Origin of the sequence: Kribbella capetownensis (assembly GCF_004331485.1) — a bacterium.
Classification (GTDB): domain Bacteria; phylum Actinomycetota; class Actinomycetes; order Propionibacteriales; family Kribbellaceae; genus Kribbella; species Kribbella capetownensis.
The window spans coordinates 412,543-427,809 of record NZ_SJKD01000003.1 but is presented as its reverse complement, the minus strand read 5'-3'; the positions used below and the strand labels follow the sequence as shown (position 1 = coordinate 427,809).

Here is a 15,267-nt window from a genome sequence, read left to right as displayed (position 1 = left end):
GTCACGGCCGTACCCAGACCGTCCAGCGTTCGAGGCGGAGGTAGCCGAGGCGTTGATACACGGGCTGGCCGTTGTCGGACGCGATCAGTACCGCGGGCTGGTCATGGTGCTTGGTCGCAGCCCATGTGATGGCCGCGCCGGCGCCACGACCACGGGCAGCCGGCATCACCGCGACGTTCTCGACGATGGTGACACCGGCGGCGCTGTGGGCCGTCGATGTCGCGAGCGGTACGTCGCCGTCGTACCCGACCCAGACCGTGGATCCCTCGAGGAACGACGCGTCGTACATGCAGCCCGCCCGGACCGGTTGCAGCTCGGGGAGCGGGTAGCCCTCGATCAGCACGCGCTCAGCCTGTGCGAGCCCGGCGGCGTCGGTGACCTGGCGGATGTCGACGTCCGTGGTCGGCGCGACGATCTCGGTCATCGGGAGGTGGACCATCAGCGGCGGGTGGCCAGCGAGGGCGAGGCCGTGCTCCCGCAGGTCGCGGGTCGGCCAGGGGCTGACGAACAGGTACGGCACGTTGTTCGGCAGCTCCCGGGCCGCCTCGAGGATCACCTCGGCCGGATCGACCGGCTGCTTCTGGATGACCCAGTTCGTCATCGGGCCGCTGTCGCCGAGGACACTGCCGGCCCAGCTGTCCCCGTCGAACCAGGGCTTGCCCGCTCGCCGAGCGGCGTCGGTCGCCCACGAAGCGTGCGCGAGCACGGCCTGCCGGACGAGCGAGTCCGCGGGAGCGAGGTCCGGCTCCCAGCCGGTGGCGAGCGCTTCGCCTTCGGGCGGCAGGATCGAGGACGCCATCCGCCTACTCTGGCACCGCCGCAGTGGTTTGTCTCTCATTCCCCGCTGTAAGGGTTGAGTGGCACAACGCCCTTACCTGATCATCGGTCCGTGAAGCTCTTCCGCCCGCGGTGGCATCGTGCCTGACGTTTCGTTGTGGACCCTGGTCTTCCTGGTAGTCGCGGCCTTCTCGGCCGGCTGGATCGACGCGGTGGTCGGGGGCGGCGGACTGCTGCAACTGCCCGCGATGCTGCTCGGCCTGCCGAACGCGTCGCCCGCGCAGATCCTGTCGACGAACAAGATCTCGTCGTTGTGCGGTACGGCGACCAGCGCGGTGACGTTCGGCGTGAAGGTGCGGCCCGATCGCCGGACCGTCTTGCCGCTTGCGGTCCTGGCCGGGCTGGGGTCGGCGGCCGGAGCGCTGGTGGCGACGAAGATCCCGATGTCGTGGTTCAAGCCGATCGTGCTGGTGCTGCTGGTCGGCGTCGCGATCTACACCGCGATGAAGCCGTCACTCGGAGCGCGTACGGCGTTGCGCTTCGACGGCCGCAACCACTACCTGGCCGCCAGCGGCGTCGGCGTACTCATCGGCTTCTACGACGGCGCGGTCGGGCCGGGCACCGGCTCGTTCCTGATCTTCGCGCTGGTCGGCTTCCTCGGCTACAACTTCCTCCAGGCCAGCGCCAAGGCCAAGATCGCGAACGTCGCCACGAACCTCGGCGCGATCGTCATCTTCGCGCTGCACGGCGCACCGCTGTGGCAACTCGGCCTGATCATGGGCGCCGCGAATATGCTCGGCGGTCTCCTCGGCGCCCGGACCGCGGTCGCCCGCGGCAGCCGCTTCGTCCGCGTGATCTTCCTGGTCGTCGTCTCAGCCCTGATCCTGCGCCTGGCGTACGACGTCTTCCTCGGCTGACGACAGCGTCAGTGCTTGCTGAACGTCGGCGCCCACGGAGCGTCGTCGAGGCCGATGCGATGGATCGCCTTCGCGGCGTGGTCGGCCAGGGTCTGCAGGCTGTCGATCTCGTCCGGCGAGGCGTGGTAGCGCCGCGACCAGTAGGCGCCGATCGCCGCCACCGGGGTCGGGGAGCCCACCGGGACCATCACGAGGCTGCGGACGAACGTCGGGGTGTACGCGTCCAGCGGGATGCGTTCGTCGACGGCGATGTCGGGGACGACCGCGATCTCGTCGTGCAGCATCGCCCACCCGCTGACGCAGGAAGTGATCGGGAAGCGCTGGCCCTTCCACAGCGGCGCGATCGCGTCCTCGTCGGCGTAGAAGCAGCGATCGTGCTCGCGCAGTACGAAGGTCGCGCCCTGGGCGCCGCTGCGTCGCCGGGCTTCGACGCGGACCACATCCCCGACCTCGACCAGAGTCTCAGCCGCGTCGAGATCGGCCATCAGGTCCGTCATGGCCTCATTGTGCGACGCCGCGGCTGTCCCGCACCAGCGATCCCCGCAAGGCATAGGGTCGAACCATGGTGGACTACGACGGTCGTTTGAGCAGTGTGTACGCCGCCGGACGCGGGATGTCACCAGGGGAGGTGCAGCGGTGGACCGCCGCCATCGCGGCGTACCTGCCGGAGGAGCGCCCGCTGACGTTCCTCGACCTGGGCAGCGGGACCGGCCGGCTCGCCCCAGGTCTCGCCGAGGTCTTCCAGGGGCCTGTGTACGGCGTGGAGCCGTCGGACCGGATGCGGGAGATCGCCGCGGAGACGGCCGCCCACCCGTCCGTCACCTATCTCAAGGGCGGCGCGGAGAACATTCCGTTGCCTGAGGCATCGGTTGACGGGGTGCTGATGTTCCTGTCCTTCCACCACTACCGTGACCAGCAGAAGGCGCTCACCGAGGTGTACCGCGTGCTGAAGCCCGGGGGAGTGGCGTTCCTGCGCAGCCAGTTCTCCGATCAGATGCCGGATCTGTTCTGGTACGCATACTTCCCGTCCGCCCGCGAGGTCGACGCCGCGATGTACCGGTCCGTCGCCGAGGCGGCGACCATGGCCCGCGCCGCCGGGCTGCTCGCCGCCGACGACCCGGTCTGGGTCAGCACCGAGAACCCTCGTACCCTCCGGGAGAGCTACCAGCGCGTGAGTCTGCGGGCGTTGTCGACGTTCGAGCACCTGCCGCAAGAGGAGATCGATCCCGGCTTCGAACGGTTCGCAGCCGACGCGGAGCGCGATCCGGACCGCCTGATGCCGGTCTATCCGGCCGCGATGCTGGTGCTCAGGCGTCCCACCACACGTTGACGGCCGAAGGCTTGCGGAAGACCAGACCGAGAGGTGGAGGCGATGACGGATCGAGGCGGAGGCCCGGCAGCCGAAGGAGTGCGGTGAGTGCTGTGAGGGCTTCCAGCCGGGTCAGGTGCATGCCCAGGCAGATGTGAGGTCCGCTGGCGAAGGCCAGGTGACGGCGGGCGTTGGGACGGCGTACGTCGAACTCGTCGGGCGACGAGAACACGGCAGGATCGCGGCCCGCGCCGGCCAGCGACACCGTGACCAGGTCGCCTCGGCGGATCGGTGCGCCGGCCAAGGTGACATCGCGGGTGGCGTAGCGGTCGACCACGGCGGCGGCCGGTTCGAGACGCAGTGACTCCTCCATCGCGTTGGGCAGGAGCGACGGGTCGGCTCGGACCAGGTCGAGTTGATCGGGATGGGTCAGCAGATGCCACAGCGCGTTGGTGATCATGCCTTCGGTGGTCTCGATCCCGCCGAACATCAGCACGGCCGCATTCGCGACCACGTCGTCGACCCCGAGCCCGGCGCGGGCCGCGGCCGCGATCAGGGAGTCGGTCGACTCGATGCCTGAGGCAACGTGTGCGTGCAGCAGCGCGAAGGCCTCGGCACCCTCCGGAGTCACCGGACGACCGGCCGAGACGCCGGTGACCGAGTCGGAGATCGCGGCGTACCAGTCCAGCACCGTCGAGGCCGAAGCAGGCGGCAGGCCGAGCGAGTAGGCCACGACCGCGACCGACAACGGGCCGGCCACTGTGCGGCGCAGATCCGCCGACGGAGGCTCCAGAGCACCGACCAACTCGCCCACGGTCTGTTGCACGACCTCGGTGAACCGGCCGCGAGTCTCCGCGAGCCCGAACGGTGACTCGAACGGATCCCGATGCGCCTTGTGGGCCGCACCGTCCAGGGACAGCATCGACGGACCTACGACCTGGGCGGTCGAGAACCGTGGATCGTCCACGGTGAACGTGTCCGGATCGCGCATCACCGTCATCGCCAGCTCGCGGCTCGCGACAACCCAGCTGTCCAAAGCCTCGACCCACCCCACCGGCCGCAAGGCCGCCAGCGCCGGGTGCGGATCCGTCTCGAGCTCCTCCAGCGTGACCATTCAGCCACCTTAGATCCATGAAACCAGTAGCTAGACTGGTATTGCTGCGACAGATCGAAATCAAACGACTCAGCGGGGCAGCGGGTTACGAAACTCGAACTAACGCCATCTAGGGTGTGGCCATGTCTGTGCTGGATTCCTCCCCCACCCCACCGCCCCGGTCGAACCTGGTGCTGCTGCCTGCCGTGGATGTGGCAGACGGTCAGGCTGTCCGGCTGGTGCAGGGAGAGGCCGGAAGCGAGACCTCGTACGGCGATCCGCTGGCGGCCGCGATGGCCTGGCAGGACGCCGGTGCGGAGTGGATCCACCTCGTCGATCTGGACGCCGCGTTCGGCCGGGGCAGCAACCGTGAACTGCTCGCCGACGTGACCGGCAAGCTCGACGTCCAGGTCGAGTTGTCCGGCGGGATCCGGGACGACGACTCGCTGGAGGCCGCGCTGGCGACCGGCGCTCGCCGCGTCAACATCGGCACCGCTGCGCTCGAGGACCCGGTGTGGTGCGACCGGATCATCCAGCAGTACGGCGACCGCGTCGCGATCGGTCTCGACGTACGCGGCCGGACCCTGGCGGCCCGCGGCTGGACCAAAGACGGCGGCGACCTGTACGAGGTGCTCGAGCGGCTGGAAGCGGCCGGCTGCGAGCGGTACGTGGTCACCGACGTCACCAAGGACGGCATGCTCCAAGGGCCGAACCTGGACCTGTACCGCGACCTGTGCGCACGCACCGCGAAGCCGATCATCGCTTCCGGCGGTGTCTCCGGCCTCGACGACCTGAAGGCGCTGAGCACGCTGGTCGCCGACGGCGTCGAGGGCGTGATCGTGGGCAAGGCCCTGTACGCCGGCGCGTTCACACTGACCGAGGCACTCGAACTCACGCGTGGAGGCGACCAGTGAGTCTGGCCGACAAACTCAAGGACAAGAAGGTCCTGGTCACCGGCGTCACCGGATTCGTCGGTGAGGCGCTGCTGCACCGGATCATCGGCGACCTGCCCGGGACGACCGTCGTCGCGATCATCCGCCCGAAGGGGTCGCTCAACGGCACCGACCGGATGGCGCAACTGCTGAAGAAGGACATCTTCAAGCCGTTCTACGGCGAGGGCACCGAGTACGCCGACGCCGAGGCACTGAGCAGTGCCCGGATCCAGGTGATCGACGGCGACCTGTCCGACGTACCGGAACTACCGAAGGATCTCGACATCGTCGTGCACTGCGCCGGCGACGTCAGCTTCGACCCGCCGATCCACGAGGCGTTCACCACCAACGTGCTCGGCACCAAGAGCCTGCTCGAGCGAATCGTCGAGACCGGTCGCCCGGTCCACTACGTGCACATTTCCACCGCGTACACCGCGGGCCGTCGCCGGGGTGCGATTCCCGAGGCGCCGGTCGAGCACAGTGTCGACTGGCGGACCGAGGCCGAGGCCGGGATGGCGATGAGATCCCGGATCGAGGAGCAGTCCCGGTCCGCGCCGATGCTGGCGAAGTTCCGCAAGGACGCCGAGAAGCTGCACCGCCGCGCCGGCCACCTGACCGCCGCGGCCGACACCGAGCGCCGCCGGACCGAGTGGGTCGCGAAGAAGCTGGTCGAGACGGGCACCGAGCGCGCCCGCAGCCTCGGCTGGACCGACTGCTACACGTTCACCAAGGCCCTCGGCGAGCGCGTGGTCGAGGAGTTCGCGAGCAAGCTGCCGACCTCGATCGTCCGTCCGGCCATCATCGAGTCCGCGGTGCAGAGCCCGCACCCGGGCTGGATCGAGGGCTTCAAGATGGCCGAGCCGCTGATCCTGGCCTACGGCCGCGGTGAGCTGCCGGAGTTCCCGGCCAGCCCCGACTCCGTCGTCGAGATCATCCCGGTCGACCACGTCGTCGGCGCGATCTGCGCGGTGATGGCGACCGACCCCGAGCTGAGCAAGCCGGAGTACTACCACGTCAGCTCCGGCGCCCGGAACCCGTTGACCTTCGAGCAGCTGTACGCCGGCGTCCGCGCGTACTTCTCCAAGCACCCGTTCGACCTCGGTGAGCGTGGCGCGGTCCGGCTCCCGGTCTGGAAGTTCCCCGGCGGCGACTCGGTCGAGAGCATGCTCCGGTACGGCGAGAAGGCCCACAAGATCGCCGACAAGATCATCACGACCGTGCCGCGGAGCGAAAGAGTCCGCAAGTACGCGCGCGAGCTGGACGTGCAGAAGCGCCGGCTCGACTTCCTCCGCCGCTACATGGACCTGTACTCCGAGTACGCGCAGGCCGAACTGCAGTTCATCGACGACAACGTGCTGGCGCTGCACAACGGACTCGAGGGCGACGACCGGGAGAAGTTCTGGTGCGACACCTCGATCGTGGACTGGCAGTACTACCTGCAGGAGCTGCACTGCCCGAGCGTGACCGAGTCGATGCGCCGGCTGGACGTCGTACGGAAGAAGCGGAACAAGGCGCTGCTCGAGTCGGCCGGCGTACTGAAGAGAATCGACGAGCCTGCTGGTAGCAACACTGACACCGAGGTGATCGCCGCGTTCGACATGGACGGCACGCTGCTGTCGTCGAACGTGATCGAGACCTACCTGTGGATGCGGCTGCCCGAGCTGGACAGCCACCAGCGGGTCGGTGAGATCGGCGCGATGCTGCGCCGGCTGCCGAAGCTGATCTCGGCCGAGCGCAAGGACCGCGGCACGTTCCTCCGTACGATCTACCGCCGCTACGAGGGCGCGGACCTGGAGGAACTGAACCGCATCGTCGACGAGATCCTCGCGGAGCACGTGCTCGAACGCCTGAGCGGCGCCGCGGTACGGCGGATCCGCGAGCACCGCGCGGCCGGGCACAAGACGATCCTGATCACCGGCGCGGTGCGGCCACTGACCCGGCCGCTGGAGCCGCTGTTCGACGAGATCGTCGCCGCGGAGCTGGCCGTCGACGACCGTGGTCGCTGCACCGGCTTCCTGTCCGGGCCGCCGCTGGTCGGTGAGTCCCGGGCCGCGTGGATCAAGCACCGCGCCCGCGGCACGAACATCGACCTGTCCAAGTCGTACGCCTACGCCGACAGCCACTCGGATCTGCCGATGCTGACGACCGTCGGCAACCCGGTCGCGGTCTCGCCCGACGTGTCGCTGTTCCGGGCCGCCCGGGCGGCGCGCTGGCAGATCGTCGACTGGAAGACCCCGTCCACCTCGTCCCGACTGGAGCTGCCGGGAGTGCAGCGTTCTTTTGGAGGGATGGCCTGATGATGCTCGCGCTCGAGATGTACCGGTCGCCGGCCAAGTACCTGGCGGCCAAGGCGGTCGGCGGCCGCATTCCCGGCATCCTGACCGGTCCGGCCGCGCCGCTGCGTCTCGTCACCATCAACGAGCCGAAGCCCGACCGGGAGGGCTGGGCGCGGATCCGCCCGATCCTGTCCGGCATCTGCGGCTCCGACCTCGGCATGGTGACCGGATCCACCAAGCTGTACTTCTCCGCCATGGTGTCGATGCCGTTCGTCCCCGGTCACGAGATCGTCGGCGAGCTGCTCGACGACTGTGAGGACCTGCCGAAGGGCACCCGGGTGGTGATGGACAGCGTCCTGACCTGCGCGGCTCGCGGTGTCGAGCCCTGCCAGGGCTGCGCTTCCGGCAACACCAACCAGTGCGACCGGATCACCGTCGGACACGTGGCGCCCGGTCTGCAGACCGGCTTCTGCCAGGACACCGGCGGCGGCTGGGGCAACGTGATGATCGCGCACCGCAGCCAGCTGTACGCCGTACCTGAGACACTCACCAACGAGCGGGCAGTGCTGGTCGAGCCGCTCGCCTGCGCCGTGCACACGGCCCTGAGGTCCAAGGTCGAGCCGGGCCAGTCGGTCTTGGTGAGTGGCGCAGGTGCGGTCGGCCTGTTCGCCACTCTCGCCCTCCGCGAGCTGACCCAGGCCGGCCGGATCACGGTCGTCGCCAAGCACGCCAAGCAGCGTGAGCTGGCCCGGGCGTTCGGCGCCAGCGACGTGGTCGCGCCCGACGAGGTCTTCCGCGGCGTCCGACGCTCGACCGGTGCGTTCCGGTTGAAGCCGGAGATGGCCAAGGAGTTCCTGCTCGGCGGTGTCGACATCGCTGTGGACGCGGTCGGCAGCAAGGACTCGATCGACACCGTGCTCCGGGTGACCAAGGCCGGCGGCCGGGTCGTCCTGTCCGGCATGCCGTCGACCGGCGCGGACCTGTCGCCGGTGTGGTTCCGCGAGCTGGAGCTGGCCGGGACCTACGCGTCCGCGCGGGAGGAGCCGAACGGCCAGCCTGCCTTCGAGACCGCGCTGGAGCTGGCCGCCAAGTCCCCGCTGGACGGCGTGGTCGGCGCGCGGTACCCGCTGTACCGCTGGCGCGAGGCGATCGACCACGCGCATTCGGCCGGCCGACTGGGCACGGTCAAGGTTGCTTTCGATGTGAGGGCCTCATGAGGGCCGTGACAGCGCTGCACGACGTACGAGAGAGGTTCTGACATGTCTCGGCCAGGGTTTGTGCTTGAGGTGGACGACCGGACTCCGCCCCTGCTCGTCCACAACGGTGAGGGATTCCTGCTCGAGCGGTTCCCGCTCGGGACCCGGGTGGTGTACCCGCCGGAGGCGCTGCCACCGGTGCGGGACGTGGACGAGGCGATCCAGAACGCGCTGCTCAACCCGCTGGAGTCCGAGCCGCTGCCCGAGCTGCTGTTCGCCGGGATGCGCCTGACGATCGCGTTCGACGACATCTCCATCCCGCTGCCGCCGATGAAGAAGCCGGACATCCGGCAGCGCATCATCGAGGCGGTCCTCGAGCTCGCCGCGGCCGCCGGAGTGGACGACGTCGAGCTGATCTCGGCGAACGCGCTGCACCGCCGGCTCACCCCGAACGAGCTGCGCGACATCGTCGGCGAGCGGGTGTTCCGGTCCTTCTTCCCCGACGGCAAGCTCTACAACTTCGACGCCGAGGACACCGCGAACCTGACCCACCTGGGGCAGACCAAGCACGGCGAGGACGTGGAGATCTCCAAGCGGGCGGCCGAGTCCGACCTGCTCGTCTACGTGAACGTGAACCTGGTGGCGATGGACGGCGGCCACAAGTCGACGTCGATCGGCCTGGCGTCGTACAAGTCGCTGAAGCACCACCACAACAGCCACACGATGATCCACTCGCGGTCCTTCATGGACCACAAGGCCTCGAAGATGCACCACTCGGCCTGGCGGATGGGCGAGATCCTGACCCAGCACGTCAAGGTCTTCCAGATCGAGACGTCGCTGAACAACGACATCTTCGGCGGTCCGCTGGAGTTCCTGCAGAAGCGCGAGTGGGAGTGGTCGATCAAGGACCAGGCCTCGATGCTCGGCACCAAGCGCGCGCTCGCGGCCGCGCCGGGCAAGCTGCGGCACAAGATCTTCACCGACGTCCGGTCGAACTACGGCCTGACCGGGATCCACGCCGGCAAGATCGAGCCGGTGCACGACAAGACGCTGGACAACGTGCATCGCCAGCACCTGGTCGAGGTGCAGGGCCAGTCCGACGTCGCGATCATGGGCGTGCCGTTCATCGGCCCGTACAACGTGAACTCGGTGATGAACCCGATCCTGGCCGCGTGCATGGGGCTGGGCTACTACTTCAACTCCTACCGGGGCAACCCGATCGTCCGCAAGGACGGCGCGGTCATCCTGTACCACCCGGTCGACTACGAGTTCAGCCAGTTGCACCACCCGTCGTACGTCGACTTCTTCGAAGAGGTGCTGTCGGAGTCGACCGACCCGGCCACGATCGAGGCGAAGTTCGAGAAGCAGTACGCCGAGGACCCGTGGTACATCCACCTGTACCGGACGTCGTACGCGTACCACGGCGTGCACCCGTTCTACATGTGGTACTGGATCTCCCACGCCCTGGACCACTGCGGTGACATCGTCTGGGTCGGCGCGAACCGCAAGACGGTCGAGCGGATGGGCTTCCGGTCCGCCTCGACGCTGCAGGACGCGCTGGAGATGGTCAGCCACTCGGTCGGCCGGTCGCCCTCGATCACGTACCTGCACAACCCGCCGCACCTGCTCGCGGACGTGCGCTGATGGGCACCAGTCTGGTGAAGTTCAGCCGCGACACCGCGCGCGACGTGAAGCAGGTCGCGCGCGGGTGGCGATGGGGCCGGCGGCCGCAGGTACCGCGGTCGGCCGAGCCGTACGTGATCCCGATGGAGACCTCGGTCTTCCCGACCAAGTGGGCCCGGACGCCGGCCGCGATCGCGGTCCGCGAGGTGCTGCAGAAGGGCGCGCTCAACTCGGTACTGCGGTTCGAGGTGAACCCGCAGGTGAGCGGGCTCGACTCACTGCTCAAGCTCAACGGTCCCGCCCTGATCGTGGCGAACCACTCGTCGCACCTGGACACCCCGTTGCTGCTGTGCACGCTGCCGGACGGCATGCGCCGCAAGACCGCGGTGGCCGCTGCGGCGGACTACTTCTTCGACACCTGGTGGCGGGCGACCGCGTCGGCGATCGTGTTCAACACGTTCCCGATCGAGCGCCGCGGCGGCAAGCTCAGCGCGACCCCGGGCGACCTGCTCGCGGACGGCTGGAACGTGGTCGTCTTCCCGGAGGGCACCCGGTCGCCGGACGGCTGGATGGAGCGGTTCCGGATGGGCGCGGCGTACCTGGCCGTCGAGCACGGCGTTCCGGTGATCCCGGTCGGTATCAAGGGCTCGTTCGCCGCGATGCCGCGCGGCCGCGGCTGGCCGGTGCCCGGCCGTCCCTCGGTCGCCGTCCGGTACGGCGATCCGCTCAGCCCGGCGGAGGGGGAGAGCGCCCGCGAGTTCGCACCGAAGATCTCCGCGGCGGTCTCGGCCCTCCTGGACGAGGAGTCGACCACCTGGTACGAGGCACGCCGCCGTGTCGCGGCCGGTGCTTCCCCATCCCAGTCCGGCCCCGACGCCGCCCGCTGGCGCCGGGTCTGGGAGTCCACCGCCCCGATCAAGCCGGCCGGCTCCAAGCGCCGCGCCTGGAAGTAGTTTGGGGCTGACTCGGTACGCTGACCGCGTGACTCTTGCCGTGCGGGTGATCCCCTGTTTGGACGTGGACGACGGGCGGGTGGTGAAGGGGGTCAACTTCACCGGCCTGCGCGACGCCGGGGACCCGGTCGAGATGGCCAAGGTGTACGACGGGGAGGGCGCCGACGAGCTGACCTTCCTCGACATCACCGCGTCCTCGGGCTCGCGGGAGACGACGTACGACGTGGTCGGGCAGACCGCCGAGCAGGTGTTCATCCCGCTCACCGTCGGTGGCGGAGTGCGCGAGGCGGCCGACGTGGACCGGCTACTGCGAGCCGGCGCCGACAAGGTCGGCATCAACACCGGCGCGATCGCCCGGCCGGACGTGATCCGCGAGATCGCCCACCGCTTCGGCAACCAGGTGCTGGTGCTGTCACTCGACGTACGGCGGGCCGCGGACCAGCCGAGCGGGTTCGAGGTGACCACGCACGGTGGCCGCAAGTCGGCCGGTCTGGACGCGATCGAGTGGGCCAAGCGCGGCGCCGAACTGGGTGCGGGAGAGATCCTGCTGAACTCGATGGATGCCGACGGCACCAAACAGGGCTTCGACCTGGAGCTGATCCGGGCGGTCCGCGAGGTGGTCGACATCCCGCTGATCGCCAGCGGGGGAGCCGGGGCGCCGGAGCACTTCCCGCCCGCGGTCGAGGCCGGTGCGGACGCCGTACTGGCCGCGAGCGTGTTCCACTTCGGCGACTTCCGGATCGCCGACGTCAAGAAGGCGCTGCGCGATGCCGGGATCGTGGTCCGGTGAACGAGATCGTTCAGTCGCCGCGGACCGAGCGGAGCGAGCGGATGCTCGCGGACATCGAGCAGGAGTTGTCGGCGCTGTTCCGGCGCTCCCGGTCGGCGTCGCTGCGGTTGGCGCGCCGGGTGCACCCGGACATGGACGCGGCCGGCTACGCCCTGATCTCCCAGATCGAGCTCGGCACGTCCGGCGGTCGCGCCGGCGTACGGGCGTCCGACGTCGCCCAGGCGCTCGGCCTGGACAAGTCCACCGTCAGCCGGGGGATCACCCAGCTGGAGAACCTCGGCCTGATCGAACGCGTCGGCGATCCCGACGACGGCCGCGCCCGTCTGCTCCGCCTGACCGCCACCGGCGCCGACAGCTTCGACGCCATGCGGGCCCAGCGCCAGACCGAGTTCAGAGCCATCCTGGACCGCTGGAATCCCACCGATCTGGCCGACCTCGGCCGCCTCCTCGCCCGCCTCAACGCCGACCTCACCTGACCGTCCCACCGCGGCCGGTCGGGGTTCAGCGGCCGGTGCGTTCGGCCCGTCCGCCGTTGTCGTTGCCCGCCACGAGCCACTCGGTCCAGGTCAGGTCGGTGTCGTTCCAGGAGAAGTACCGTCCGTTCAGCGACGACACGACGTACGTGTTGTTCTCGAAGCGGTTGCCGGCACCGGTGTACACGGTCGTGTCTCCGATGTCCTGGACCGCACCGGTGGTCTGACCGGCGGACAGTCTGACGCGGTTGTCGTGAACCCAGACGTTCCGGACGACGTGCGGTCCGTACGGAGCCGGCTGTTCGTCCAGACGGCCGCCGCTCTCGATCAGGGCGATGCCGTTGGCGTTGTCACCGAGGGTGTTGCCGGCGACCTCGATCAGCCCCGTCCCGCCCGACGACTGGATCTGGATGCCGGCCTCCCAGGCCCAGCCTTTGTGCCGCCGGCCGTTGCCGGTGATCTCGTTCTCCTTGATGGTCGCGTCATAGCTCATCTCGTGCTGGATGCCGGCTCCCCAGTTCCCGGTGATCTTGTTGAACGAGTAGTCGGTGCGCATGTTGCCGCCGTCGGTCCACAGCCCCGGTCCGTGGTTGTCGTGCACGTAGTTGTGCCTGACCGTGTGCCGGTCGGTGTGCCAGCTCTTGCTCCCGCCCGCCTCCCAGTCCGGCGAGTAGCCGGCCATACCGTTGAACGAGATCTCGTTGCCGCTGACCACCGATCCGTTGCCCCAGGCACCGAAACCGAGCTGGCCCTGGTGGTGCACGAGGTTCGCGGTGACAACGGCACCGTCGGCCAGGCCCAGGCCGACCCCGTGGTTGAGACGCACCTCGTTGTGCGAGATCCGCCAGTCGGACCCCATCCCGTACGGCGTCGTCCGGCGGGCCTCGACGGCGGCGACCTGGGCCTCGTTGGCGGCCTGCTCGAGCACGAGATTGGCGACGACCACCTTGTCGACCGTGGCTCTGATCAGGCTGGGTGCGACCGCCTGCTCGACCAGGTGGAGTCGCGGATCGTCGCCGATGGTGATCGTGTTCGTGCCGTAGTCGGCATGGACCGTGCCGACGGTCACGGCCGACTTGGACCCGACCCGACGTAGCCGCCGCTTGTCGACGAACACGTCTTCGGTGTACGCACAGGTCGGCACGGAGTCCAGGCACTCGCCGTGGTTGCCCGGTTTCGCGGGCAGGAAGCCCGTGGTCGACCAGACCCCGCCGTTCCGCCGCCAGCCGGTCAGCACCTTCGACCCGCTGACCACTGCCCCCTGACGGCCGATGAGCGCGTCACCCCGCTTCGGCTCCAGCGGTTGCTCCAGCCGGTAGACGCCAGGGGAGAGGCAGTACGTCGTACCGGCCGCATGCGCGTCGATGACCGACTGGACGTCCTCGGATGGATGCACCGAGACGCCGGCGCAGCCCCTCGCAACCGGACCGACCGGCGCGATGAGTCCCGCGCGGCCAGGCAGAGCGGCGTCGATCGACTCGCCGTCGCAGGAAACCGGCAATGCCGCCAGCAGGCAGATCGCCACGATCCAAGGCGTCCTGCGTCTCACGGTCCCATCCCGCCACGGAACCAGGGCCGGACCGTGGTCACCGCCACCCCGATGCCGAACGCGGTCCACAGCAATGCCGCGACCTGCGGACCCTCCAACTGCGGATCGAAGAAGCAGGACACGAGCACAGCAGTCGTCACCATCAGCGAGAGCACGCCCACCTGACGTCTGGTGTGCAGCCCTTCGCGGGCCAACCGCCGGCAGCCGCCGATCATGCGCCAGAACCATCCCACCCACAAGGCGATCCACCACGAGATGCCGACCACACCCATCCTGGCCATGATGTGCAGGTGTGAGTTGTGCGGGCTCCGCAGCGAGTCCTTGCCCGCGTCGAGGATGCCGACCTCGCTGGCCAGGTTCTGGCCGAAGCCGGACCCGTCGATGAGATGGCCGTCCGCCACCTGTTTCGCGAGGATCCGCGACCAGAGTTGCTCACGCCCCTCGACCGTTCCACCCAGGTTGCCGGGTGTCTCCTTGCCGCTGAGGCTCGCGACGTTGGAGATCAGCTGCGTGGCCGAGAACTCTCGCCCCTGCAGTCCGCCGAGCGGCACCTTCAGCGACAGCAGTGACGCGAGTCCCAGGCCGACAGCCATCACGAGTACGACGCGGGCAGCGAGCCCGGCGCGGTTGCGGAGGAACGCCAGCCCGACGGCCCCACCGGCCATCACACCGAGCAGGCCGCCCCGATTCTGTGTGGCGGCGAGCGCGACCACGACGAGCGCCATCAGACTCCAGCCCGTGCGGCTGCGCGCGCTGCGCGTCCCCGGCAGAAGCCACATGCACCCGAGCACGAGCAGCGCGGCGATGGCCGAGCTTCCGGCCTTGTGCGACAGCACCGACACGGTCGTGAACGGGACCGTCGGGGCATTGTCCCCGAGTGGATAGAGCACAACCGCGAACGGCAGCCAGAGCAGCAGCCACGGAGCCAACCGACTCAACCCGTTGATCCACCGGTCGAGGAGCTCCGGGGATCTGGCCAGCGCGGCGATGACGAAGAATGCGAACAAGCAGTAGAACCAGAGCGCGGCATCCCGCACGGCGTCCAGGTGGTACGTCGCGACGCCGGGCACCGTCCGGATCAGTCCCCAGGCGGCGAACGCCACGAGCAGCGTGAGGATGGACTCGTCCCTGATCGGCACCTTGAGGTAGTGGGTGGACACAATGGCGGCAGCAGCGCCGACTCCCAGCACCATCTCGCCGACGAACAACGGACTGCCGGGCAGATGGAGGTAGGCGAAGGCCCGGTCGAGCAGCAGGTAGCCGGCCAGGAGAGGCCCGAGCAACCGCCCGTACAGGACCCAGAGACGTCCCGATGCTTGCGGTGGCGGCGCGACCAGGGCACCGCTGACCTCGCGCGGAGCACCCGCGGGCGACGACAT

14 protein-coding genes are annotated in these 15,267 nt (G+C 69.1%); 9 read left to right on the top strand and 5 right to left on the bottom strand.

The window, feature by feature from the left end; translation table 11 throughout:
* Nucleotide 1: 1 nt before the first annotated feature.
* Nucleotides 2–799, bottom strand: coding sequence for a GNAT family N-acetyltransferase (locus E0H75_RS16745; protein ID WP_131514466.1), 798 nt, complete (start codon nt 797–799; stop codon nt 2–4).
* 118 nt (nt 800–917) lie between these two features.
* Here E0H75_RS16745 and E0H75_RS16740 point away from each other — a divergent pair, with 118 nt between their 5' ends.
* Nucleotides 918–1,694 carry a sulfite exporter TauE/SafE family protein gene (locus E0H75_RS16740; RefSeq protein WP_131514465.1) on the top strand — a complete coding sequence of 259 codons (777 nt, stop codon included), beginning with the start codon at nt 918–920 and terminating at the stop codon, nt 1,692–1,694.
* An 8-nt stretch (nt 1,695–1,702) separates the two neighbouring features.
* Here E0H75_RS16740 and E0H75_RS16735 read toward each other — a convergent pair whose 3' ends face one another.
* Nucleotides 1,703–2,191, bottom strand: a complete 489-nt coding sequence (locus tag E0H75_RS16735) for a GAF domain-containing protein (RefSeq protein ID WP_131514464.1) — start codon at nt 2,189–2,191, stop codon at nt 1,703–1,705.
* Between the two features lie 65 nt (nt 2,192–2,256).
* Between E0H75_RS16735 and E0H75_RS16730 the strand changes: the two genes are divergently transcribed.
* Nucleotides 2,257–3,024 carry a class I SAM-dependent methyltransferase gene (locus E0H75_RS16730; protein WP_131514463.1) on the top strand — a complete coding sequence of 256 codons (768 nt, stop codon included), beginning with the start codon at nt 2,257–2,259 and terminating at the stop codon, nt 3,022–3,024.
* Here the strand turns inward: E0H75_RS16730 and E0H75_RS16725 are convergent.
* Nucleotides 3,002–4,117 (bottom strand): cytochrome P450, encoded by a 1,116-nt coding sequence (locus tag E0H75_RS16725; RefSeq protein WP_131514462.1) that lies wholly within the window; start codon nt 4,115–4,117, stop codon nt 3,002–3,004. The two genes, E0H75_RS16730 and E0H75_RS16725, sit on opposite strands and share 23 nt — an antisense overlap.
* Nucleotides 4,118–4,239: 122 nt before the next feature.
* Between E0H75_RS16725 and priA the strand changes: the two genes are divergently transcribed.
* Genes priA through E0H75_RS16690 form a run of 7 tightly spaced genes read left to right on the top strand, consistent with a single transcriptional unit; the run spans nt 4,240 to nt 12,342 of the window.
* Nucleotides 4,240–5,010, top strand: coding sequence for a bifunctional 1-(5-phosphoribosyl)-5-((5-phosphoribosylamino)methylideneamino)imidazole-4-carboxamide isomerase/phosphoribosylanthranilate isomerase PriA (gene priA / locus E0H75_RS16720; RefSeq protein WP_131514461.1), 771 nt, complete (start codon nt 4,240–4,242; stop codon nt 5,008–5,010).
* Nucleotides 5,007–7,325, top strand: a complete 2,319-nt coding sequence (locus E0H75_RS16715) for an HAD-IB family hydrolase (protein ID WP_131514460.1) — start codon at nt 5,007–5,009, stop codon at nt 7,323–7,325. The genes priA and E0H75_RS16715 overlap by 4 nt, the downstream gene beginning before the upstream one ends.
* Nucleotides 7,325–8,521 carry a zinc-dependent alcohol dehydrogenase gene (locus tag E0H75_RS16710; protein ID WP_131514459.1) on the top strand — a complete coding sequence of 399 codons (1,197 nt, stop codon included), beginning with the start codon at nt 7,325–7,327 and terminating at the stop codon, nt 8,519–8,521. The genes E0H75_RS16715 and E0H75_RS16710 overlap by 1 nt, the downstream gene beginning before the upstream one ends.
* A 42-nt stretch (nt 8,522–8,563) precedes the next feature.
* A complete protein-coding gene (gene larAH / locus E0H75_RS16705) occupies nt 8,564–10,144 on the top strand; it encodes an NPN-dependent hydroxyacid isomerase, LarAH14/15/16 family (protein ID WP_131514458.1) in 1,581 nt (526 codons plus the stop codon).
* Complete coding sequence (locus E0H75_RS16700; protein WP_131514457.1) at nt 10,144–11,076, top strand: lysophospholipid acyltransferase family protein; 933 nt, start codon at nt 10,144–10,146, stop codon at nt 11,074–11,076. Before larAH ends, E0H75_RS16700 begins: the two co-directional genes overlap by 1 nt.
* A 28-nt stretch (nt 11,077–11,104) precedes the next feature.
* Nucleotides 11,105–11,866 carry an imidazole glycerol phosphate synthase subunit HisF gene (gene hisF, locus E0H75_RS16695; RefSeq protein WP_131514456.1) on the top strand — a complete coding sequence of 254 codons (762 nt, stop codon included), beginning with the start codon at nt 11,105–11,107 and terminating at the stop codon, nt 11,864–11,866.
* On the top strand, nt 11,863–12,342 hold the full coding sequence (locus E0H75_RS16690; RefSeq protein WP_238163067.1) for a MarR family winged helix-turn-helix transcriptional regulator: 480 nt from the start codon (nt 11,863–11,865) through the stop codon (nt 12,340–12,342). The genes hisF and E0H75_RS16690 overlap by 4 nt, the downstream gene beginning before the upstream one ends.
* A 25-nt stretch (nt 12,343–12,367) precedes the next feature.
* Here E0H75_RS16690 and E0H75_RS16685 read toward each other — a convergent pair whose 3' ends face one another.
* Both E0H75_RS16685 and E0H75_RS16680 read right to left on the bottom strand, forming a co-directional pair.
* Nucleotides 12,368–13,888 (bottom strand): right-handed parallel beta-helix repeat-containing protein, encoded by a 1,521-nt coding sequence (locus tag E0H75_RS16685; protein WP_165553790.1) that lies wholly within the window; start codon nt 13,886–13,888, stop codon nt 12,368–12,370.
* A complete protein-coding gene (locus E0H75_RS16680) occupies nt 13,885–15,267 on the bottom strand; it encodes an O-antigen ligase family protein (protein WP_131514454.1) in 1,383 nt (460 codons plus the stop codon). Before E0H75_RS16680 ends, E0H75_RS16685 begins: the two co-directional genes overlap by 4 nt.

What these genes read in the sequence shown, in the direction of transcription:
- E0H75_RS16730 (WP_131514463.1), top strand. Translation starts at nt 2,257, where the DNA reads ATGGTGGACTACGACGGTCGTTTGAGCAGTGTGTACGCCGCCGGACGC.
- E0H75_RS16745 (WP_131514466.1), bottom strand. Translation starts at nt 799, where the DNA reads ATGGCGTCCTCGATCCTGCCGCCCGAAGGCGAAGCGCTCGCCACCGGC.
- E0H75_RS16700 (WP_131514457.1), top strand. Translation starts at nt 10,144, where the DNA reads ATGGGCACCAGTCTGGTGAAGTTCAGCCGCGACACCGCGCGCGACGTG.
- larAH (WP_131514458.1), top strand. Translation starts at nt 8,564, where the DNA reads ATGTCTCGGCCAGGGTTTGTGCTTGAGGTGGACGACCGGACTCCGCCC.
- E0H75_RS16735 (WP_131514464.1), bottom strand. Translation starts at nt 2,191, where the DNA reads ATGACGGACCTGATGGCCGATCTCGACGCGGCTGAGACTCTGGTCGAG.
- E0H75_RS16710 (WP_131514459.1), top strand. Translation starts at nt 7,325, where the DNA reads ATGATGCTCGCGCTCGAGATGTACCGGTCGCCGGCCAAGTACCTGGCG.
- E0H75_RS16680 (WP_131514454.1), bottom strand. Translation starts at nt 15,267, where the DNA reads ATGTCGTCGCCCGCGGGTGCTCCGCGCGAGGTCAGCGGTGCCCTGGTC.
- E0H75_RS16725 (WP_131514462.1), bottom strand. Translation starts at nt 4,117, where the DNA reads ATGGTCACGCTGGAGGAGCTCGAGACGGATCCGCACCCGGCGCTGGCG.
- priA (WP_131514461.1), top strand. Translation starts at nt 4,240, where the DNA reads ATGTCTGTGCTGGATTCCTCCCCCACCCCACCGCCCCGGTCGAACCTG.